At 61.7% G+C, this 19,482-nt stretch carries 17 protein-coding genes and 1 tRNA gene; 10 read left to right on the forward strand and 8 right to left on the reverse strand.

Translation table 11 applies throughout. From position 1 onward, the window contains the following. The first annotated feature begins 71 nt into the window (after positions 1 to 71). Positions 72 to 3,560 carry a transcription-repair coupling factor gene (gene mfd, locus ACQ66J_RS14330; protein WP_430432155.1) on the forward strand — a complete coding sequence of 1,163 codons (3,489 nt, stop codon included), beginning with the start codon at positions 72 to 74 and terminating at the stop codon, positions 3,558 to 3,560. On the opposite strand, the gene ACQ66J_RS14335 is transcribed toward mfd, so the two are convergent. Next, positions 3,557 to 4,792, reverse strand: a complete 1,236-nt coding sequence (locus ACQ66J_RS14335) for a diguanylate cyclase domain-containing protein (RefSeq protein ID WP_430432156.1) — start codon at positions 4,790 to 4,792, stop codon at positions 3,557 to 3,559. The two genes, mfd and ACQ66J_RS14335, sit on opposite strands and share 4 nt — an antisense overlap. A 103-nt stretch (positions 4,793 to 4,895) precedes the next feature. Here ACQ66J_RS14335 and ACQ66J_RS14340 point away from each other — a divergent pair, with 103 nt between their 5' ends. The 4 genes from ACQ66J_RS14340 (at position 4,896) to ACQ66J_RS14355 (ending at position 8,498) form a co-directional block, all read left to right on the forward strand. Next, the gene (locus ACQ66J_RS14340; RefSeq protein WP_430432157.1) at positions 4,896 to 6,044 is read left to right on the forward strand and encodes a CaiB/BaiF CoA transferase family protein; all 1,149 of its coding nucleotides are present in this window, start codon (positions 4,896 to 4,898) and stop codon (positions 6,042 to 6,044) included. A 93-nt stretch (positions 6,045 to 6,137) separates the two neighbouring features. Further along, positions 6,138 to 7,061 (forward strand): YihY/virulence factor BrkB family protein, encoded by a 924-nt coding sequence (locus ACQ66J_RS14345; RefSeq protein WP_375549069.1) that lies wholly within the window; start codon positions 6,138 to 6,140, stop codon positions 7,059 to 7,061. Positions 7,062 to 7,137: 76 nt separating this feature from the next. After that, complete coding sequence (locus ACQ66J_RS14350; RefSeq protein ID WP_430432158.1) at positions 7,138 to 7,833, forward strand: CoA transferase subunit A; 696 nt, start codon at positions 7,138 to 7,140, stop codon at positions 7,831 to 7,833. Between the two features lie 17 nt (positions 7,834 to 7,850). Beyond that, positions 7,851 to 8,498: a CoA transferase subunit B gene (locus tag ACQ66J_RS14355; RefSeq protein WP_430432159.1), complete on the forward strand. Its 648-nt coding sequence runs from the start codon at positions 7,851 to 7,853 to the stop codon at positions 8,496 to 8,498. A gap of 73 nt (positions 8,499 to 8,571) precedes the next feature. Here the strand turns inward: ACQ66J_RS14355 and ACQ66J_RS14360 are convergent, their stop codons facing one another. The 6 genes from ACQ66J_RS14360 to ACQ66J_RS14385 all read right to left on the reverse strand — a co-directional run bounded on the left by ACQ66J_RS14360 (position 8,572) and on the right by ACQ66J_RS14385 (position 14,251). Further along, on the reverse strand, positions 8,572 to 9,957 hold the full coding sequence (locus ACQ66J_RS14360) for an L-serine ammonia-lyase (RefSeq protein WP_430432160.1): 1,386 nt from the start codon (positions 9,955 to 9,957) through the stop codon (positions 8,572 to 8,574). A gap of 3 nt (positions 9,958 to 9,960) precedes the next feature. After that, positions 9,961 to 10,227, reverse strand: coding sequence for an Lrp/AsnC ligand binding domain-containing protein (locus ACQ66J_RS14365; protein ID WP_430432161.1), 267 nt, complete (start codon positions 10,225 to 10,227; stop codon positions 9,961 to 9,963). Between the two features lie 20 nt (positions 10,228 to 10,247). Further along, positions 10,248 to 11,096 carry a tryptophan 2,3-dioxygenase gene (gene kynA / locus ACQ66J_RS14370; protein ID WP_430432265.1) on the reverse strand — a complete coding sequence of 283 codons (849 nt, stop codon included), beginning with the start codon at positions 11,094 to 11,096 and terminating at the stop codon, positions 10,248 to 10,250. 130 nt (positions 11,097 to 11,226) lie between these two features. After that, a complete protein-coding gene (locus ACQ66J_RS14375; RefSeq protein WP_430432162.1) occupies positions 11,227 to 11,901 on the reverse strand; it encodes a fumarylacetoacetate hydrolase family protein in 675 nt (224 codons plus the stop codon). 68 nt (positions 11,902 to 11,969) lie between these two features. Beyond that, positions 11,970 to 12,761 (reverse strand): slipin family protein, encoded by a 792-nt coding sequence (locus ACQ66J_RS14380; RefSeq protein WP_375549063.1) that lies wholly within the window; start codon positions 12,759 to 12,761, stop codon positions 11,970 to 11,972. A gap of 56 nt (positions 12,762 to 12,817) precedes the next feature. Further along, entirely contained in the window at positions 12,818 to 14,251 is a 1,434-nt protein-coding gene (locus ACQ66J_RS14385) for an NfeD family protein (protein WP_375549062.1), read from the reverse strand. A gap of 142 nt (positions 14,252 to 14,393) precedes the next feature. On the opposite strand from ACQ66J_RS14385, the gene ACQ66J_RS14390 reads away from it, so the two are divergent. Next, a complete protein-coding gene (locus ACQ66J_RS14390; protein ID WP_430432163.1) occupies positions 14,394 to 15,605 on the forward strand; it encodes an NAD(P)/FAD-dependent oxidoreductase in 1,212 nt (403 codons plus the stop codon). Positions 15,606 to 15,742: 137 nt separating this feature from the next. Here the strand turns inward: ACQ66J_RS14390 and ACQ66J_RS14395 are convergent. Continuing rightward, a tRNA-Ser gene (locus ACQ66J_RS14395) sits at positions 15,743 to 15,830 on the reverse strand. A 361-nt stretch (positions 15,831 to 16,191) separates the two neighbouring features. Between ACQ66J_RS14395 and ACQ66J_RS14400 the strand changes: the two genes are divergently transcribed. From ACQ66J_RS14400 to ACQ66J_RS14415, 4 genes are read left to right on the forward strand one after another with little or no spacing between them, the layout of a single operon-like run. Continuing rightward, entirely contained in the window at positions 16,192 to 16,596 is a 405-nt protein-coding gene (locus tag ACQ66J_RS14400) for a septal ring lytic transglycosylase RlpA family protein (RefSeq protein WP_430432164.1), read from the forward strand. Between the two features lie 55 nt (positions 16,597 to 16,651). Beyond that, positions 16,652 to 17,800: a D-alanyl-D-alanine carboxypeptidase family protein gene (locus ACQ66J_RS14405; RefSeq protein ID WP_430432165.1), complete on the forward strand. Its 1,149-nt coding sequence runs from the start codon at positions 16,652 to 16,654 to the stop codon at positions 17,798 to 17,800. Between the two features lie 5 nt (positions 17,801 to 17,805). Continuing rightward, on the forward strand, positions 17,806 to 18,441 hold the full coding sequence (gene tmk / locus ACQ66J_RS14410) for a dTMP kinase (protein WP_430432166.1): 636 nt from the start codon (positions 17,806 to 17,808) through the stop codon (positions 18,439 to 18,441). Continuing rightward, positions 18,438 to 19,478, forward strand: coding sequence for a DNA polymerase III subunit delta' (locus ACQ66J_RS14415; protein WP_430432167.1), 1,041 nt, complete (start codon positions 18,438 to 18,440; stop codon positions 19,476 to 19,478). The genes tmk and ACQ66J_RS14415 overlap by 4 nt, the downstream gene beginning before the upstream one ends. The last annotated feature ends 4 nt before the right edge of the window (positions 19,479 to 19,482 follow it).

Here is a 19,482-nt window from a genome sequence, read left to right on the forward strand (position 1 = left end):
CAGTGAGTTGAGACCTGAACACCCCCCGTCAAACTGGCGCGGGGGCGAAATTGTATTGAGGACGCCCGGCCGTGAACGATTTCAAAGCGCTTGCAGACTCTTCCCAATCGCTGACCGTTTGCGGCGCGCCTGAAGGCTTTGACGCCCTGATCTTCTGCGACGCCTTGCGGGCGCGCGGCGGGGTGGGGCTCTACATCGCCACCGACGAGGCGCGGGCCAGCGCGTTTGCGGCTGCGGCGCGGTTCTTCGCGCCAGACCTCGAACAATTGCGGCTTCTGGGCTGGGATTGTCAGCCCTATGACCGGATCAGCCCCAGCCCGCGCACGGCCGCGCGGCGCGCCGGGGCGCTGCATGCGCTGGCGCAACGCGACCCAAAAGAGACAAAACCGCTTCTGGTGATCTCCACCGTGTCGGGCGCTCTTCAGCGCTGCGCGCCCAAAGCGGCGCTATCAGGCGGGGGCCTCAGCGCCAAGCCCGGCGGCGTTCTGGATTCTGAAGTGCTCAAACAGCATCTGGCGGAAAACGGCTATGTGCGCACCGCCACCGTCACTGAGCGCGGCGATTACGCCGTGCGCGGCGGGGTGATCGATGTGTTCCCGGCGGACGCCGAAGAGCCGGTGCGGCTCGATTTCTTCGGCGATGTGCTTGAAACCGTGCGCGGCTTTGATCCTGAAACCCAACGCACCACCGCCCAGCTCAAATCGGTCAGCTTTGCGCCGGTCAGCGAGATTGTGCTCAACGCCGATGCGATTTCGCGTTTCCGTTCGGGCTTTTTGAAGAATTTCGGCGCGGTCGGCTCCGGCGATCCGATCTATGACTCCGTCAGCGCGGGCGCGCGCCCGAACGGCGCCGAGCACTGGCTGCCGTTGTTTCATGATCATCTCGATACGGTCTTTGATTATGTGGGCGAAGGCGCTCTCGTGGGGCTCGACCCGTTGGTGAAAGACGCGCTCGATGAGCGCCTTGAGCAGATCCGCGACTATTATGATGCGCGCCAGGCCGCGTCGAAATCCGGGGCAGGGGCCATGGGCGCGCCGGCCTATCGCGCGCTGGAGCCCACAACGCTCTATCTCGATGAAGACGCATGGGCGCATGAAATTGACGGGCGCGCCGCCCGCCGCTTCACCGCGTTTCAGGAAGCGGGCGAGGCCGTCATCGATATGGGCGGCAAGCAAGGGCGCAGCTTCGCCGCTGAACGCCAGGCCGACCAGAACGTCTTTGACGCCGCCGCCAAGCATGCCGTCGCGCTGCGTTCATCGGGCAAGCGCGTGCTGTTCGCCAGCTGGTCTGAAGGCGGCTCGGACCGTCTCGCCAGCGTGCTGGGCGATCATGGCCTGAAACCGATCATGGCGGCCGATGACTGGCGCGCCGCCCACAAGATGAGCGGTCAGACGATCTCGCGCATCGTGCTGCCGCTGGAACATGGCTTTGAAACGCCCGATTTCGTCGTCATCGCCGAACAGGATGTTCTGGGCGACCGTCTGGCCAGGCCGCGCCGCAAGAAGAAAACCGCCGATGTGATCGCTGAAGCCGGTGCGCTGACGCCCGGTGATCTGGTGGTTCATGCCGATCATGGCCTCGGGCGCTATCTGGGCCTGAAAACCCTGTCAGTGGGCGAGGCGCCGCACGATTGTCTGGAGCTTGAATACGCCGGCGCCAGCAAGCTCTACCTGCCGGTCGAGAATATCGAACTTCTGTCGCGCTACGGACAGGACAGCGAAACCGCGCAGCTTGATCGTCTGGGGGCGGGCGCCTGGCAGGCGCGCAAGGCCAAGGCCAAGAAACGCCTGCGCGACATGGCCGATCAGCTGATCAAGATCGCCGCCACGCGCAATGCGCGCGACGCTGAAGTGCTGACCCCGCCCAGCGGGCTCTATGACGAGTTCGCGGCGCGCTTCCCGTATGTGGAGACCGACGACCAGCTTCACGCCATTGATGATGTCTTCTCGGATTTCGCCCGGGGCCGCCCCATGGACCGCCTGATCTGCGGCGATGTGGGCTTTGGCAAAACCGAAGTGGCGTTGCGCGCGGCGTTCGTGGCCGCCATGAGCGGACGTCAGGTCGCCATCGTCGCGCCGACCACTTTGCTCGCGCGCCAGCACTTCAAGACCTTTGAGGAACGCTTCAAGGGGTGGCCGGTGAAAGTGCGCCAGCTCTCCCGGCTCGTACCTGCAAAAGAAGCGACCGCTACGCGCAAGGAGCTGGCGGAGGGCACGTGCGAGATCGTGATCGGCACCCACGCCATCCTGGCGAAAACCGTGAAATTCGCCGATCTGGGCCTTCTGGTGATCGACGAAGAGCAACGCTTTGGCGTCAAGCACAAGGAACGGCTCAAGGAACTGAAATCAGACGTCCACGTGCTGACGCTGACTGCGACGCCGATCCCGCGCACCCTGCAGCTGTCCATGGCCGGCATTCGCGATCTGTCCATCATCGCCACCCCGCCCGTGGACCGTCTGGCGGTGCGCACCTATGTGACGCCGTTTGACAGCGTGACGGTGCGTGAGGCCCTGCTGCGTGAACGCTATCGCGGCGGGCAGAGCTATTATGTGGCCCCGCGCATCACAGATCTCGATGAAATCTCGCGTTTCCTGCGCGAACAGGTGCCCGAAGTCAGTTTCGTTGTCGCGCACGGCCAGATGTCCGGCAGCCAGCTCGAAGACATCATGACGGCGTTCTATGAGGGCCGGTACGATGTGCTGGTCTCAACCACCATCGTGGAATCCGGCATCGATATCCCGACCGCCAACACCATGATCATCCACCGCGCCGACATGTTCGGCCTGGCGCCGCTCTATCAGCTGCGCGGCCGGGTGGGGCGGGCCAAGGCGCGCGCTTACGCTTACCTCACCACTCCCGCCAACCAGAAACTCACCTCCACGGCCGACAAGCGCCTGAAGGTGCTGCAATCGCTTGATAGTTTGGGCGCGGGCTTCACCCTGGCGAGCCATGATCTGGATCTGCGCGGCGGCGGCAATCTGCTGGGCGAAGAGCAATCAGGACATATCAAGGATGTGGGCGTGGAGCTCTATCAATCCATGCTGGAAGAAGCCGTGGCGAGCCTGCAGGGCGATACGAGCCTGGAAGAACGCGACTGGTCGCCCGCCATCAATGTGGGCGCGGCGGTGCTGATCCCCGAAGAGTATGTGCCTGATCTTGATGTCCGCATGTCGCTCTATCGCCGCTTGTCGTCGCTCGACACCAAGCAAGAGCGCGAGGGCTTCGCCGCTGAGCTGATCGACCGGTTCGGCAAATTGCCTGATGAAGTTGAGAGTTTGCTTCAGGTTGTTGCCCTTAAAGCCCTGTGTAAAAGGGCGAATGTGGCCAAGCTCGATGCTGGTCCCAAAGGCGCGGTCGCGACCTTCCGAGAGCATGGCTTCGGCGATCCGGCGGCTCTGATTGAGCTAATGACCAAGCGCCCGGCCGACTACAAGCTGCGACCGGACAACACGCTGGTGCTCAAGGGCGATTTCCCTGATCCGATGGACCGGCTGAAAGGCGCGCTACGGCTTCTGGCGCCGGTGGCCGACGCCGCCCGGCGGGCCAAGGAAGCGGCCTAACCGGTTTTGGCGGAGCTGAACGGCAAGACGTTAGAGCGCCGCACCATCTGGTCGATCAAGGCTTCAGCGCTGGTTTCACCGCCGGCTTCCTCGATAGACGGGCTCAGCTCGAGCCGGAAGGGCTTGAGCGGATCTGCGCCCTCATAGGCCGTGCATTCAGCAATAGCGGAGACGCGGTTCGACACCATCATCGCTTCGACCTTGGGCGTTTTGGGAAGGGCGATAATGAAGCGATCCTGACCCAGACGCACGACGAAGTCTTCCGCGCGCACGCAATGACGCAGCATGCCGGCGAATTGGTTGGACGCCTTGGCGAAGCCGTTCATGCCCGCTTCCTGCGGCGCGCTGACGGTCAACATGATCAGGCTGAGCGGTTCAACCCGCGCTGCGGCCTGGTCCATCAGGCTTTGCAGGTGAACGCGGCCAAAGCGTTCATTGTAAAGGTCGGAGGTTTCGTCGAGCAGGCTCGGCAAACGGCACGCTTCCAGCCGCGCCTTGGCCAAGCGGCGGCGGCGGCGTTCTGACGCCAGCGCCATCACGCGATCGCGCATGTCGTCATTGCTGGCGGCGTCAGAGAGAATATCGGATGCGCCACGCGCGAACGCTTCATCCGCGCCCGCATAATCGGTCTCGGCGGTCAGCAAGATCGCAGGCGTGTGATAGAGCCTAGTATTGCGGCGCATGGCCGAACAGACCGTATGCGCCAGTCCCGGCTCTGGCCGGGTGTTCAGGATCACCGCGTCAAACGTGCGTTCGTGCAGGTAATCAAAGGCGTTGAAGGTCGAAAAAGCGGCGATGGTCTGAATGCCGGCTTTGGACATCGCAAACTGCAGCCGCATGAAAGAGGGGCCGGGCGCGCCGACGAACAAGACCGTCGAGTCGTCGTCATTGACCGGAACCGGCGCGGGCTGATACCCGGCTTCCAGCGCGCTTTGCAATCTGAGCTGCGCCGTATGCTCAAGCACTTTGAGGCGAGACAGGGCGCGCAGACGCGAGGCGATCTGAATGGGATGTGCGTTCACGGGCAGTCGAGCATCCAGTTGGGCGCAATCATGCTCGCCAATCGCCAGATGCAGGGTTTCTGAAGGCAGGTCGGCGTCAAAAGCGCCGAAACTCACAACGGCTTCGCACCCAGGTTCAATATGAGTGGCGACCTGAAACCCCATTTGAGCCAAGAGCTCAGCGGTTTCACGCGCAGCGGCGTCACCGCCCATGACTGCAATGGAAAACATCCGCCCTGTCTGCCCCCCTCGACCCGAGGCAGCAAGATTGTGTCGTTCTGAGTTCAGTGTCAAAACTTTGATTCCTGAAATTGTCACAAAGCGATTCAGCACCATGCCGACCGATACAAAAGCACAAGGCCCTTTGCGTGGCGTTAAAGTCCTGGAATTTGTCGGATTGGGGCCCGCGCCCTTCTGCGCCATGCTGCTCAGCGATTTGGGCGCAGAGGTCATCCGGATCGACCGCCCGCATGCCGGCGGCGGCGGTCCGGCGGAGATCCTGGCGCGCGGTCGGCGGTCAGCAGCGTTCAATCTCAAAAGCTCGGACGCGGTGAAAGCGTGCCTGAAGCTGATGAAAAGCGCTGACATCATACTCGAAGGCTATCGCCCGGGGGTGATGGAGCGTCTGGGGCTGGGACCGGAAGAGGCCCTGAAAGCCAATCCGGCGCTTGTTTATGGCCGCATGACAGGGTGGGGGCAGCACGGCCCGCTCGCCCACGCCGCAGGCCATGACCTCAATTATATCGCTTTGACCGGCGCGCTCGACGCCATTGGTCCCAAGGACAAACCTGTTCCGCCCGTCAATGTGGTGGGCGATTTCGGCGGCGGCTCGATGTATCTCGCCGTCGGCGTTCTGTCGGCCTTGCATCATGCGCGCGCGACGGGCGAAGGGCAGGTCGTTGACGCTGCGATTGTAGATGGGGCTGCGCATTTGATGGGCGCGGTGCATCAGCTGGACGCCATGGGATTATGGAGCCAGCCGCGCGGAGAAAACCTGCTGGATGGCGGCGCGCCCTTTTATGACGTCTATGCCTGTGCGGACGGGGCTTTCGTCTCGATCGGCGCGCTGGAGGCGGAATTCTTTCAGCTGTTGATCGACAAGCTGAACCTGTCTGACCATCCCGCCATGCAAGCGCAATATGACGCCAAGACCTGGCCAGCCATGCGGGAGGCGTTTGAAGACACCTTTAAAAGCGAGCCCCAATCACACTGGACGGCGCTTCTGGACGGCACGGATTGCTGTTTCGCGCCTGTGCTGGACACTGAGCACGCGACAGACCATCCGCATATGAAAGCCAGAGACGTGTTTGTTGAGGTCGAGGGCGTGCGGCAAGCCGCGCCGGCGCCGCGCTTCTCTCGCACGCCCGGCGCCATTCAAGGCGCGGCGCCAAAGCCCGGCGAGCATACAGAAGACGTGCTGCGCGACTGGGGGTTTTCCGAGGCCGAGATCGGTACGCTGAAAAACGCCGGGGGTTTAGGCTGACACAGTGAGGCAATAGGCGCTAAACAGGCTCAAAATCGCGGGCGTCCGGCCTTCGGTGTCATTATGCTCGAACAGGTTTGAACGCTAGGCGCCATGCCGCTGGTCAAAATCAAATCCCTGATCCGCCGCGCCTGGGAAATCCCGGCGCTGAAGATCACTGTCCGGGCCATAGATCGCATGATGGCCCGTGAAGTGATGCTGTTCGCCGGCGGAGCCGGGTTCTTCGGCCTTCTGGCGCTGGTCCCCGCCGTCCTTGTGGCGGCGTCCATTTATGGTTTGTGGTTTTCAGCGGATGACGCCGTCAATCAGGTCGCCCGGCTTGAGGTGACGGACGTGTTGCCCCCGTCCGCCAACACCTTTCTGACCACCCAGCTGTCTGAACTCGCCGGAACGTCAAACGCCTCCCTGACCTTGCAGGGCGCTGTGGCCTTGTTCATCGCCTGGTTCGCCGCCGCGCGCGGGGCCAAAGCGATGATCGCAGGCCTCAATCAGATCGCGCGGCGCGGCGATTTGCGCAACATCCTGCACTTCAACCTCTTGGCCATGGGGGCGGTGATCGCGGGCGGCGCCTTATTGGTCCTGGCCAATCTGGCGATTCTGACCATCCCCAACATGATCCGCCCCGCCTTGCGCCTGCTCGGCAGCGAAGCCGCGGATTTTGGCGCCAGCTTGATCAATGAATGGTCGATTTCCTATCTCGCCATGCTGACGGCTCTGACGCTGCTCTATCGCTTCGTGATGCAGCGCGCCGGTGAGACCAGCTGGCCCGCCTCGCTCATCGGAGCCGGCGCCGGAGCGACCTTGTGGCTGATCGCCTCCAAAGGTTTCACCCTCTATGTGGCGACCATCGTCAATCCCAGCACCTACGGTCCGCTAGGCACGCTGATCGTGTTCCTGTTATGGGTCTATTGGTCGGCATACGCCGTCTTCTTCGGTGGGGCGCTCGCGATCGAGATCGATCGCCACAGAGGTGAAGCCCACCCAGATCAGAAGCCGGCGCCAGAGGAAAAGGACTAGCCTCAAGGGCGATATCGGCTATAACGCAAACCCAAATTAAACGATCGTTGAAAAACTCAGGGAAGGAGACCGCGCGGTGGCGGACAAAGTCTACCCAGATGCAAAAACGGCCCTCGACGGGCTGACTTTTGACGGCATGACCGTAATGGCGGGCGGCTTCGGGCTGTGCGGCATTCCGGAAAACCTCATCCTGGCGCTGCGCGACAGCAACGCTCAGGACCTGACGGTGATCTCTAATAATGCGGGCGTTGATGATTTCGGCCTGGGCTTGCTGCTGCATACCCGCCAGATCAAGAAGATGGTCTCCTCCTATGTGGGTGAGAACAAGACCTTCGAAAAACAGTATCTGAACGGCGAGCTGGAGCTCGAGTTCAACCCCCAGGGCACGCTGGCTGAACGCATCCGCGCAGGCGGCGCCGGCATTCCGGGCTTCTACACCAAAACCGGCGTCGGCACGCTGGTGGCGGACGGCAAGGAGCACAAGGATTTTGACGGCGAGACCTACATCATGGAGACCGGCCTTGTGGCTGACATCTCCATCGTGAAAGCCTGGAAAGCGGACAAGGCGGGCAATCTCGTCTTCCGCAAGACCGCCCGCAACTTCAACCCGATGATGGCGACCGCAGGTAAGGTGACCATCGCCGAGGTCGAGGAAATCGTCGAGAACGGCGAACTTGACGCTGATCATATCCACACGCCGGGCATTTTCGTTCAGCGCCTTGTTCAGGGCACTTTCGAAAAGCGCATCGAACAACGCACCGTGCGCGCGTAAGCAGGAGGATCTCACACATGGCTTGGACGAGAGAACAACTGGCTGAACGCGCCGCCAAAGAGCTGCAGGACGGGTTTTACGTCAATCTGGGCATCGGCATTCCGACCCTGGTGGCGAACTTCATCCCCGACGGCATGGACGTCACCTTGCAGTCCGAGAACGGCATGCTGGGCATGGGTCCGTTCCCGACTGAAGACGAGGTGGACGCCGACCTGATCAACGCGGGCAAGCAGACCATCACCGAGCTGGACAAGACCAGCTATTTCAGCTCGGCGGACAGCTTTGGCATGATCCGCGGCGGACACATCAACCTGTCCATTCTGGGCGCGATGGAAGTGGCCGAGAACGGCGACATCGCCAACTGGATGATCCCTGGCAAAATGGTCAAGGGCATGGGCGGCGCGATGGATCTGGTCGCTGGCGTCCAGCGCGTCGTGGTGATCATGGATCACACCAACAAGGCGGGCGACAGCAAGCTTCTGAAGGCCTGCACCCTGCCGCTGACCGGCCAGGGTTGCGTGGATCGCGTCATCACCACTCTGGGCGTGTTTGACGTGGTCGAGGACGGCCTCAAGCTCGTGGAGCTGGCGGATGGCGTGACGCTCGATGAGATCGCAGAAAAGACCGAAGCCAAGTATTCGGTGGCGGAGGGGCTGGCGGCTTAATCAGCTCCCCGCACGAACAAAAAACCCCGGAGCACCGCTCCGGGGTTTTTCTTTTGTCATGACCTGGATCGGATCAACACACCGGCACGTTTACCGCGAGACCGCCGGTGGAGGTCTCCTTGTACTTATCATTCATGTCCGCCGCAGTCTGGGCCATGGTTTCGATCACCTGATCAAGGCTGACCTTGTAATCCGCATCCTCGCTCATCAGCGCCAGACGCGCGGCGTTGATCGCCTTGATCGCGCCGATGGCGTTGCGCTCGATGCAAGGAATTTGCACCAACCCGCCCACGGGATCGCAGGTCAGCCCCAGATTATGCTCCATGGCGATCTCGGCGGCGTTCTCGATCTGACGGTTCGTCCCGCCCAGCGCCGCAGCCAATCCGCCAGCCGCCATGGAGCAGGCGACGCCCACTTCACCCTGACAGCCCGCTTCCGCGCCAGAGATCGACGCGTTCTGTTTATAGAGCGCGCCAATGGCGGCGGAGGTCAGAAAAAAGCGCGCGATCGCGTCCGGATCGTTTGAGCGGCGATGGTGGCGATCATAATAGCGCAAGACCGCCGGGATGATGCCCGCTGCGCCATTGGTTGGCGCGGTGACGACCTTGCCGCCGGCGGCGTTTTCTTCGTTCACCGCCATCGCCCACAGATTGACCCATTCCATGGAGGCGAGGGGGTCTGTCTCCGCGCGCGCAGCTTCGGCCATCAGCTTGTCGCGCATTAGGGGCGCACGGCGTTTGACGTTCAACCCGCCGGGCAATTCCCCGCGCTGGCGCACGCCGCGTTCAATGCAGTCTTCCATGGTCTGCGTCACGCTGGAGATCCAGCCGCGCACTTCGCTTTCTTCACGGAAGGCGGTTTCGTTGGCCATCATCAGCTCAGGGATGGTCAGGCCTTCGCGGTCACAGATTTCCAGCAGTTCATCACAGGAATTAAACGGGTAGGGCTCGCCTTTCAGCGCTTCGGCCGCGGAATTACGACCCGCTTCCGCCTCGTCAATCACGAACCCGCCGCCGATCGAATACCAGATCTCCTCGCGCAGAGCCTCGCCCGCCGCGTCAAAAGCCATGAACTTCATGGCGTTGGAGTGGAAGGGCAGACGCTTGGAGCCGTTAAAGACCAGATCAGCATCCATGTTGAAAGCAATCTCGTGCGCGTCGAGCAGTTTCAGGGTCTTGTCAGCTTTGATCCGGTCAATTCGGGCGGGCAGGGCGTCCGGATCCGCGCCTTCGGGCGTCACGCCTTCCAGCCCCCACAAAATCGCCTTGTCGGTCGCGTGGCCAGATCCCGTCAGCGCTAGCGAGCCATAGGCTTCCGCCTGCACGCGTGTGACGCTCGACAAGCCATGCTCTTCATCCACGCGTTCAAGAAACAGGCGCGCCGCCTTCATCGGCCCCACAGTGTGAGAGCTCGACGGGCCGACGCCGATCTTGAACAGGTCGAAAACGCCGAAATGCATGACTTAATCCAGGCCCTGACCGCGATCAGGCGTAAAGGCGTTAAAGCAGATCAAGGTCTGGGTATCTTTGACGCCGTCAATGGTCTGCACCGACTTGTTCACGAACCGCCCGATATCCGCGTCATCATCGACAGCGAACTGGGCGAGCAGATCAAACTCACCCGAGACTGAATGCACCTGGCGGGTTTCGCTGACCGTATCGACAATGGCGGACGCCACGTCATAGGTGCGGCCCAGTTCGCATTTGATGAAGATGTAAAAGCTGCGCATGAAGGACTCCCGAGGCGAGATTAAAGCTGTGTGCGAACGGTCCAGAGTTCTGGGAAGAGGCGCAGATCGAGCGCCTTGACGAGATAGCTGACGCCGCCGGAGCCGCCGGTGCCGCGCCGGAAGCCGATGATCCGCTCAACCGTTTTCATATGATTGAAGCGCCATTGCTGGAATTTCTGCTCCAGATCCACGAGCTTTTCGGCGAATTCATAGAGCTCCCACCATTTTGCGGTGTCGAGGTAAACCTCACGCCACATCGCTTCGACCTCGATGTTCGGCGCATAGGCTTTTGACCAGTCGCGCTCTATCACGTCGGCAGGCAACGCCGCGCCCTGACGGGCGGCGAGTTTCAGCGTCTCATCATATAGAGACGGCGCGTTGAGCGCAGCCGTGACAGCGGCGTGCGCCTCTGGCTCGTTTGCGAACACGCGCGCCAGCGCCGCATTCTTGTTTCCCAGACGATATTCGAGAATGCGGTATTGATGGCTCTGAAAGCCCGAGCTTTGGCCCAGCGCATCGCGAAACTTCAGATAATCGGCTGGCGTCATGGTGGACAGCACAGACCAGGACTGTGTCAGCTGTTCCTGGATGCGGGCGATGCGCGCCAGCATTTTCATGGCGGGGCGGACTTCATCGTTCTGCAGATGGGAGAGCGCGCCGTTGAGCTCGTGCAGGCACAGTTTGAGCCAAAGCTCAGAGGCCTGATGGATGATGATGAACATCATCTCATCATGCTCATCTGTCAGCGGCGTCTGCGCGCTGAGCACCCGATCGAGTCCCAGATAGCGGCCATAGGACAGACCGGCGTCAGGATCCCAATGGATATCCTCGCCCTGAAGGTCGACAGATGTCTTGAACTGATCGCTCATACCGGTCCCGTTCGCCGCCACATCGCCCCGCATGTAGACAGGCTGAGCCAAGCGGGCAAGCCAGGGGGGCTCCTCTTCGCCAGAGCCGCAAAGCTCAAATGCGATGGTGTTGCACCCAGAAGCGCTGTTCCTAGACCAGGGTGAAGCGCAGCGGCGGAAGATCTGTGATGGAAGCCTCAATCTGATCGCCTCGGACGACAGGCCCGACCCCTGCCGGCGTCCCGGTATAAATGAGATCCCCCGGCTCAAGGCGGAACAGGCTCGACAGATGTGAGATCACTTCAGCGCTGGACCAGATCATCTGCGCCAGATCACCCGATTGCCGGGTTTCACCGTTCACAGTCAGCGCAATTGATCCTTCGGACGGCGATTGCCCGGGACGGATCAGGCCGATGGGGGCAGATTGGTCAAAACCTTTCGAGGCATCCCAAGGCCGCCCGTTTTTCTTGGCCTCGGACTGCAGGTCGCGGCGCGTCAGGTCCGCGCCGACCGCCGCGCCATAGACCATCATTTTCGCGCGGTCCGGGCTCAGATCCGCACCGCCGGCTCCAAGCGCCAGTACTAGCTCCACCTCATGATGAAGGTCCTGGGTCGCGGGCGGGTAGGCGACTTCGCTACGGCTGGTGACCGCATCGCGGGGTTTGGAGAAAAAGAAGGGCGCTTCGCGATCCGGGTCTGCGCCCATTTCACGGGCGTGATCCGCATAATTGCGACCGACACAGTAAATACGCCGGACCGGAAACTGACCGCCGCCTTCCACCGGAATAAGTGTTTCGACCGGCGGGTTGATGACATAAGCGGTCATGGACGCGCACCCTATTTCTGGCTCGGCCAGACACCTGGCGAGCCTGCCAATACCTGCAAAGCTCGGGTCTAACCCTCGACTGCGTCTGGCTTAGCGGGCGTCGCTGCCTTGGACAACTGGCTCAGAAGATCGATCGGCATCGGAAAGACGATGGTCTGCGTGCCTTCATTGCTCATCTCGGACAGGGTGCCCAGATAGCGCAGCTGCAGGGAGCCTTCCTGCGATGACAGGACCTTCGCGGCTTCGGCCAGCTTGATGGAAGCCTGTTGTTCGCCCTCTGCGGAGATGATCTTGGCGCGACGTTCGCGTTCGGCCTCAGCCTGGCGGGCAATGGCCCGGATCATGGAAGAGTCCAGATCCACATGCTTGATCTCGACATTGGCGACCTTGATGCCCCAGGCTTCGGTCTGATCATCAAGGATTTGCTGAATATCAACATTGAGCTTGTCGCGCTCGGTCAGCATTTCATCCAGCTCATGCTTGCCAAGAACCGAGCGCAGCGTGGTCTGGGCGAGCTGGCTGGTGGCCATGCGAAAATCCTCGACCTGGTTGATCGCCTTGGCGGGATCAATGATGCGGTAATAAAGCACCGCGTTCACCTTCACCGAGACATTGTCCTGGCTGATCACGTCCTGGCTGGGCACATCCTCGGCCACGGTCCGGATATCTACGCGCACCATCTGCTGGATAAACGGGATCAGGATGATCAGGCCGGGTCCGGACGTCCCGGTATAGCGGCCCAGCGTATAGACCACCGCCCGCTCGTATTCGCGCAGGATTTTGAAGGATGAGGAAATCACGCCGAAGGCGACAAACGCCAAGGCGATCCAGACGCCGAGATTCACGCCAAGTTCTGCCATGTTCCATACTCCGTCTTGCGCCATCTGAGTGGCGGGTTCGATTGCTTGCTGAGGCTTCATCTTGTCGCCTTCACAGAAAGGGTCAGTCCGACCAGCTTGGTGACCACGATGGCGTCACCCGGGTTCAGCACTGTCTTGGACACCGCTTTCCAGCGTTCGCCCTGAACCTGAACAAATCCGGCCTGGCCCGACCATTCAAGCACATGCCCCTGAGCGCCGATGAGGCTTTTACCGCCTGTGGTGACTTTGCGGGCCTGAGCGGCGAGGCCATAGCTGAGCATCGCAAACAGCGTTCCGCCGAGCGCCACGGCCATGATAGCGATCAAACGCCAGTCAATGCGGAAGGCGGGGGCGTCAGTCTCGATCAGCATCAAGGAGCCCAGGACGAACGCGACCAGCCCGCCCAGCGCCAACAACCCTGATGAAGCGAAAAACGCTTCAGACACCAAAAGGGCGAGCCCCAGCACCACCAGGGCTGCGCCCGCATAATTCACGGGCAGGGTGTTCAGGGCGTAAAACCCAACGATCAGGCAGATCACTCCTGCAATGGCCGTGACGGGCTCAAGCCCGTTATAGAAAGACACCAAAAGGCCCACAAAGCCCAGGTTGACCAGCAAGAATGCGATATTGGGGTCTGTGATCACCGAGAGGATGTCTTCGGCGGCGGTTTTCTCGATCCGGGTGATTTGCGCCTCAGCCACCGACAAGATGCGTTCATCTCCGGACCTCAGCTGCACGGGCTGACCGTCAGCCTGCGCCAGCAAGTCTGACAGATTATCCGCCCGAATTTCAATCACGCCCAGCGCGAGCGCTTCATCCGCCGTCGCGCTTATGCCCTCACGAACGGCGCGTTCCGCCCAATCCGCATTGCGCCCGCGCAATTCGGCCAAAGACCGGATATACGCCACCGCGTCATTGACGGCTTTATTGCGCAAGGCCTGAGCATTTCCAGTCGCGTTTTGCGGCGCTGAACCTGCTTCTTCCACTGACCCTTCAGCAGCGCGCTCAAGTGCGGGATCGGTCCCTTCAGGCGCCGGGGCCGGATCACCGCCCGGCATTCCGCCCAATTGGACTGGCGTCGCCGCGCCCAAAGACGTGCCCGGCGCCATGCCGGCGAGATGGCTGGCGTAGAGGATATAGACGCCCGCGCTGGTCGCTCGCGCACCGGCGGGGTGAACAAAGACGATGACCGGCGTCTCACTGGACAAAATGGCGCGATTAATGTCGCGCATGGAAGTGTCCAGCCCACCCGGCGTATCCATTTCCACGATCAGGGCTTGTGCGCCTTCCTGACCGGCGAGTGAAATGGCGCGCTGGATATAGGCGGACGTCGCCGGACCGATCGGTCCGATGATCTCGGCGCTCATCACACGCGCCTGATCCTCTTCGGCCTGACGCGCTACGCCGTCTCCAACCCAGACCAGGCCCCCGATCAAAATCAAGGTCAGCGCCAGAGCGCGAAGTCCAAATCGGGCAGGGCGGCGCATCATCAGCGTCCTTTTTTACGTCCTTAAGTGGATGCAGCCTAACCCAGTTCGGGGCTCGCATGAAGGAAAAGCAGAGCTGATAGCTAGACTTTCATTGCATGCTTGCGTCTTGCGCGAACCGTCTGAATGCGCCATCGCACTGGCCATGACCCGATCTTCCACTCCCTATGACGCCGTGGTCCTGGGCGGCGGCGCCGCCGGACTGTTTTATGCCGGGCAAGCTGGCGCTCTGGGACTGTCCGTCCTGGTGCTCGACCATTCGCAGAAGCCCGCTGAAAAGATCCGCATTTCAGGCGGCGGACGCTGCAATTTCACCAATCTGGGAACCCGAGCGTCCAACTTTCTGTCGGGCAATCCTCATTTCGCCAAATCCGCTCTGGCCCGGTACACGCCGACTGACTTTCTGGCGCTGATGGAGCGCCATGGCCTGAGTTGGCACGAAAAGACCTTGGGGCAGCTGTTCTGCGACCAGAAATCGGGCGCAATCATCACCCTGCTGCTCGATGAAATGCGCAATGTGGGCGCGGTTCTCAAACTTGGCGTCGAGATCACCCAAGTCGTCAAAACTGATGATCTGTTCGAGCTGACCACGTCCGACGGCCCCGTTCGGGCGCGCCGGCTGGTGGTCGCCACCGGCGGGCTGTCCATTCCCAAGATCGGCGCGACCGGCTTCGCCTATGATCTGGCGCGCCAGTTCGGGCATGAGATCATCACGCCTGAACCCGCGCTTGTGCCGCTGACCTTTGAGGGCGAGGCCAAGGCCGAATTCGCCAGCCTGGCCGGGGTCTCCACCCCGGTCATCGCCAGTGCTGGCGATGGTAGGTTTGAAGAAGGGATGCTGTTCACCCATCGCGGATTGTCAGGGCCTGCGATTTTGCAGGTTTCGTCCTATTGGCGGCCGGGCGAAGCAGTTGAGATCGATCTGTTCGCAGGCGGGCAGGGCGCCGAACACCTGAAAGCGCTGAAAAAAGACATGCCCATGAAATCTCTGGGCAAGGCGCTCGAAACCATCCTGCCCAAACGCCTCGTCGAGCATCTGGACCAAAGCGGTCAATTGCCGGACTGGCCGCGCCTGGCCGATGTGTCGCACGCCGATCTAGAAGATCTCTCTGACGCTCTGTCTCACTGGCGCTTGAAACCCGCTGGCACCGAAGGGTATCGCACCGCTGAAGTTACGCTCGGCGGCATTGATACGGCGGGCCTGTCTTCGAAGACCATGGAAAGCCAAAAGTGTCCGGGGCTCTATTTCATCGGCGAATGCGTGGACGTGACGGGCTGGCTGGGCGGCTATAATTTCCAATGGGCCTGGGCCAGCGCCTACGCCGCCGCACAAGCGAGCTTTGAAAGCCAGTTCTAGGGCGCGCCCCTGAATTCAGCGCCTTATTATCTCGCGTCAGGGCTAAAAAGCCGACTGAAGGCGAAGAGTCTTCCCAAGCCCTGATTATTCGAGCTCTCAACGCGGTCGGTAAGAAAAAGCTGAAACCGGTAAGATGATGGCGGAGGGGGAGGGATTCGAACCCCCGGAACCTCGCGGCTCAACGGTTTTCAAGACCGCCGCAATCGACCACTCTGCCACCCCTCCGTCACACAGTTACTAGCCTGCGATGGGGGCCGGACACAAGCTGGCGCTGGAGCGCCATGCAGTAGTTCCTGCAGCTGATGCAGCAAAGGCTGCATTCAGGCCCCGTGTCTTGCGCACTTTCGCCACACTGACGATGAATTAGACTGGCCTCAGCATTCAAGGTCAGCTCATGCACGCACAATTTCGCACCCGGGCCTTTCAGGGTCTTTGGCTTGTCAGCGCCTTGGCTCTATCGGCATGTTCAGGCCAGCCGCCGCCACAAGCGCGGCCGGACTTCACACAAGCCCCGGCAAGACATAACACAGCGTCCTCATATCCCGACCCCGTTCAGGCGCACGCCCCGCAGAGCGTACAGACAGGCGTGGCCAGTTGGTATGGTCCGGGGTTTGAAGGCCGTCAGACCGCCAATGGCGAAATTTTCGACTCTTCGCTGCTCACGGCGGCACACCGGTCCATGCGCCTGCCCAGTCGCGCCCGCGTCACACGGCTGGACACCGGCAAGAGCATCATTGTGCGGGTCAATGATCGCGGCCCTTATATCGACGGCCGCCTGATCGATCTCAGCCATGCCGCCGCTCAGGCCTTGGGGTTTGAGCATGATGGGTTGGCTGAGGTGCGCGTAGAAGGGCTCGGCCCTGCCGATCCCGAAGACCGCGAAGCGCCCCCCGTCTTTTTTGATCCTGAAATCGGACCGCCTGGCGCCCACAATCCAGGAAACACCCAAAATCTGGGCGATACGCTTCAGCCTGGTTCCGATGAAGGCTAGGGTGTTTCCGATCGCTCACCGATTCCGCTGCAACCGCCAACCCGGGACTCCACTCATGCGTCGACTGCTTTGCCTGTTCGCCCTGATCATCCTGAGCCTGACGCCCGCAACAGCGCTGGCCCAGAGCGCGTTTGATACGCGCGCCTCACATGCGGTGATCCTGAATCATGAGACCGGGGACATGCTGTTCTCCAAAAATGGCGACACGCCCATGCCGCCCGCCAGCATGTCCAAGCTGATGACCGCCTTGATGGTGTTTGAAGCGCTTGAAGACGGACGCCTGACGCTGGAAACGACCTTGCCGGTAAGCGAAAACGCCTGGCGCCGGGGCGGGGCGGCGTCCGGCTCTTCCACCATGTTTCTGGAGGTCAACTCACGCGCCGCGGTGGGCGACCTGATCCGCGGGATCATCGTCCAATCCGGCAATGACGCCTGCATCGTGGTTGCAGAGGCGCTTGGCGGCACTGAAGAGAATTTCGCCCAGATGATGACCGAACGCGCCCATGAGCTGGGGCTTGATAGCGCCAACTTCGCCAACTCCACGGGCTGGCCTGACCCCGAGCATCGCATTTCGGCGCTCGACCTGGCCCGACTGGCCCGCCACATCGTCACAGACTACCCGCAATACTATGACATCTATGCGGAAAGTGAGTTCACCTATAACGGCATCCGTCAATTCAACCGCAACCCGCTGCTCGGCGTGTTCGAAGGCGCGGACGGGCTGAAAACCGGCCATACCGAAGAATCCGGTTATGGGCTGGTCGCTTCGGCGGAGCGCGACGGCGAGCGCCGGATCGTGGTGTTCAACGGCATGGAGTCCAATCGGGACCGCGCTGACGAGGCCGAGCGCCTGATGCGCGCCGCCTTCTCTGAATTTTTGACCGTGGATCTGGTGGCCGCTGGCGATGGTCTGGGCCGCGCTGAGGTGTATCTGGGGCTTGAGCCTTCGGTCGAGCTGCGCACGTCAGAGGCCTTGTCTTTTGGATTGCATCGTCGCGATCGCGACGGCGTCACGGCCGAGCTGGTGTATGAAGGGCCGCTGCACGCGCCGGTTCAGGAAGGCGATATTGTGGGTCGGCTTGACGTAACTTTGCCTGATGGCCGTCAGCTCAGCGTGCCGGTAGAAGCCGCCCAGTCCGTGGCTCGCAAAGGCGCGCTCGGGCGGGCAGGCGCCGCGTTCGCGCGACTTATCCGCGGCGGCTGAATAGCATGACGCACGGACGCTTCATCACCCTTGAAGGCGGCGAGGGCGCTGGCAAGACCACGCTCGCCAAAGCGCTCGCGGCCGGGCTCCAGGCCCGAGGCCTGGAAACCCTGATCACCCGCGAACCTGGCGGCACCCCCAATGCCGAAGCGCTGCGCCATTTGCTGGTGGAGGGCGAAACGGGACGCTGGTCGCCGCTGGCGGAAACCTTGCTGCTCTATGCGGCGCGGGCCGACCATGTGGAACGCCTGATCAAACCGGCCCTGGAGGCTGGAACCTGGGTGATCTGCGACAGGTTTTCAGACTCCACGCGCGCCTATCAAGGCGCGGCAGGCGGACTGGCCGCTGAACGCATCGCCCAGATCGACGCCGCCTGTCTTGACGGCTTTGGTCCGGATCTGACCTTCATGGTCGATCTCGACCCTGAGCTGGGGCTTGAACGCACCCGAACGCGCGGCGAAGACGCGACCCGGTTCGAACGCCAACCCGGCGCCTTTCACCATGCCCTGCGTCAGGCGTTTCTTGAGATCGCAAACGCCGACCCTGACCGCTGTGTGATCCTGGACGGGTCTCAAAGCCCAGACATCGTCTTCGAACGTGCGCTAATGAAGATTCAGGACCGTCTGGAGGTCCCCGCGTGAGTGATGACGAACGGCCCGAAGCGGACCGGGAAGGGGGGCTGCCCCATCCCAGACGGGTTTATGAGCTGTTTGGCCAGGACAAGGCGCTTAAAGACGCGCAAGCCGCGATCGACAGTGGCCGGATGCACCATGCCTGGATGATTTCAGGCCCCAAGGGCGTGGGCAAAGCCAGCTTCGCCTACCGCTTGGCGCGTCGCCTGTTGGGCGCGCAAGCCCAAGGTGAAGACGGGTTGGCCAGCGCACCTGACGATCCGGTCTGCCGCCGACTTGAAGCGCTCTCGCATCCGGATTTCTTGCTGATCCGCCGCCCCTACAATGACAAGACAGGCAAGTTGAAGGGGGAAATCCCGGTTGAGGAAGCACGGCGTGCGCCGGAGTTTTTCTCCAAGAGCGCCAGCGGCAAGGGCTGGCGGGTCTGCATCGTCGACAGCGCTGACGAGCTAAACACCAACTCAGCCAACGCCTTGCTGAAGACACTTGAAGAACCGCCCAAGCGCGGCATCCTCATTCTGATCGTCAATACGCCCGGACGCCTGCTGCCGACCATCCGATCCCGCTGTCGCCGCCTGATCTTGCGCGCGCCCAGCATCGAAGCCACGACCCAATGGCTGATTGAAACTCACGCCATGAACGTGGATGACGCCCAGCGAGCCGCGGCGCTGGCCAATGGCGCGCCTGGGCGCGCCCTGGCTCTGGCGGAAACAGATGCGCCGTCCATCAAAGCGACGATTGACGCCGCGCTTGAAAGCCTGCCGCGCTTGGATCGGGGCGCAATCGCCCAGATCACCGCCGCCGCCGGACGCAAGGGCGGCGAGCAGATCAAGCCGATCACGCTCGACTTTCTAATCGCCAACGCCCAGGACCGGGCCAGAGCCATGGCTTTGCAAAACGGCGGTGCGGATCAGGCCGGCGCCTGGGTGGATGCAGCGGATCGACTGACCCGTCTGGCGAGAGAAAGCGAAACGCTCTATCTCGACGCCAAACAAACTCTCTACGCTGCGTTCAGCCTGATGCAGGACGCAGCCCGCACCGAATAAGGCA

It is taken from the genome of Oceanicaulis sp. (genome assembly GCF_965284345.1).
Lineage (GTDB): Bacteria > Pseudomonadota > Alphaproteobacteria > Caulobacterales > Maricaulaceae > Oceanicaulis > Oceanicaulis alexandrii_A.

Excerpts from the sequence above, each read along its gene's own strand:
- ACQ66J_RS14335 (WP_430432156.1), bottom strand. The coding sequence starts at position 4,792 with ATGTTTTCCATTGCAGTCATGGGCGGTGACGCCGCTGCGCGTGAAACC.
- ACQ66J_RS14340 (WP_430432157.1), top strand. The coding sequence starts at position 4,896 with ATGCCGACCGATACAAAAGCACAAGGCCCTTTGCGTGGCGTTAAAGTC.
- ACQ66J_RS14345 (WP_375549069.1), top strand. The coding sequence starts at position 6,138 with ATGCCGCTGGTCAAAATCAAATCCCTGATCCGCCGCGCCTGGGAAATC.
- ACQ66J_RS14355 (WP_430432159.1), top strand. The coding sequence starts at position 7,851 with ATGGCTTGGACGAGAGAACAACTGGCTGAACGCGCCGCCAAAGAGCTG.
- ACQ66J_RS14360 (WP_430432160.1), bottom strand. The coding sequence starts at position 9,957 with ATGCATTTCGGCGTTTTCGACCTGTTCAAGATCGGCGTCGGCCCGTCG.
- ACQ66J_RS14365 (WP_430432161.1), bottom strand. The coding sequence starts at position 10,227 with ATGCGCAGCTTTTACATCTTCATCAAATGCGAACTGGGCCGCACCTAT.
- kynA (WP_430432265.1), bottom strand. The coding sequence starts at position 11,096 with ATGAGCGATCAGTTCAAGACATCTGTCGACCTTCAGGGCGAGGATATC.
- ACQ66J_RS14375 (WP_430432162.1), bottom strand. The coding sequence starts at position 11,901 with ATGACCGCTTATGTCATCAACCCGCCGGTCGAAACACTTATTCCGGTG.
- ACQ66J_RS14380 (WP_375549063.1), bottom strand. The coding sequence starts at position 12,761 with ATGGCAGAACTTGGCGTGAATCTCGGCGTCTGGATCGCCTTGGCGTTT.
- ACQ66J_RS14385 (WP_375549062.1), bottom strand. The coding sequence starts at position 14,251 with ATGATGCGCCGCCCTGCCCGATTTGGACTTCGCGCTCTGGCGCTGACC.
- ACQ66J_RS14390 (WP_430432163.1), top strand. The coding sequence starts at position 14,394 with ATGACCCGATCTTCCACTCCCTATGACGCCGTGGTCCTGGGCGGCGGC.
- ACQ66J_RS14405 (WP_430432165.1), top strand. The coding sequence starts at position 16,652 with ATGCGTCGACTGCTTTGCCTGTTCGCCCTGATCATCCTGAGCCTGACG.
- tmk (WP_430432166.1), top strand. The coding sequence starts at position 17,806 with ATGACGCACGGACGCTTCATCACCCTTGAAGGCGGCGAGGGCGCTGGC.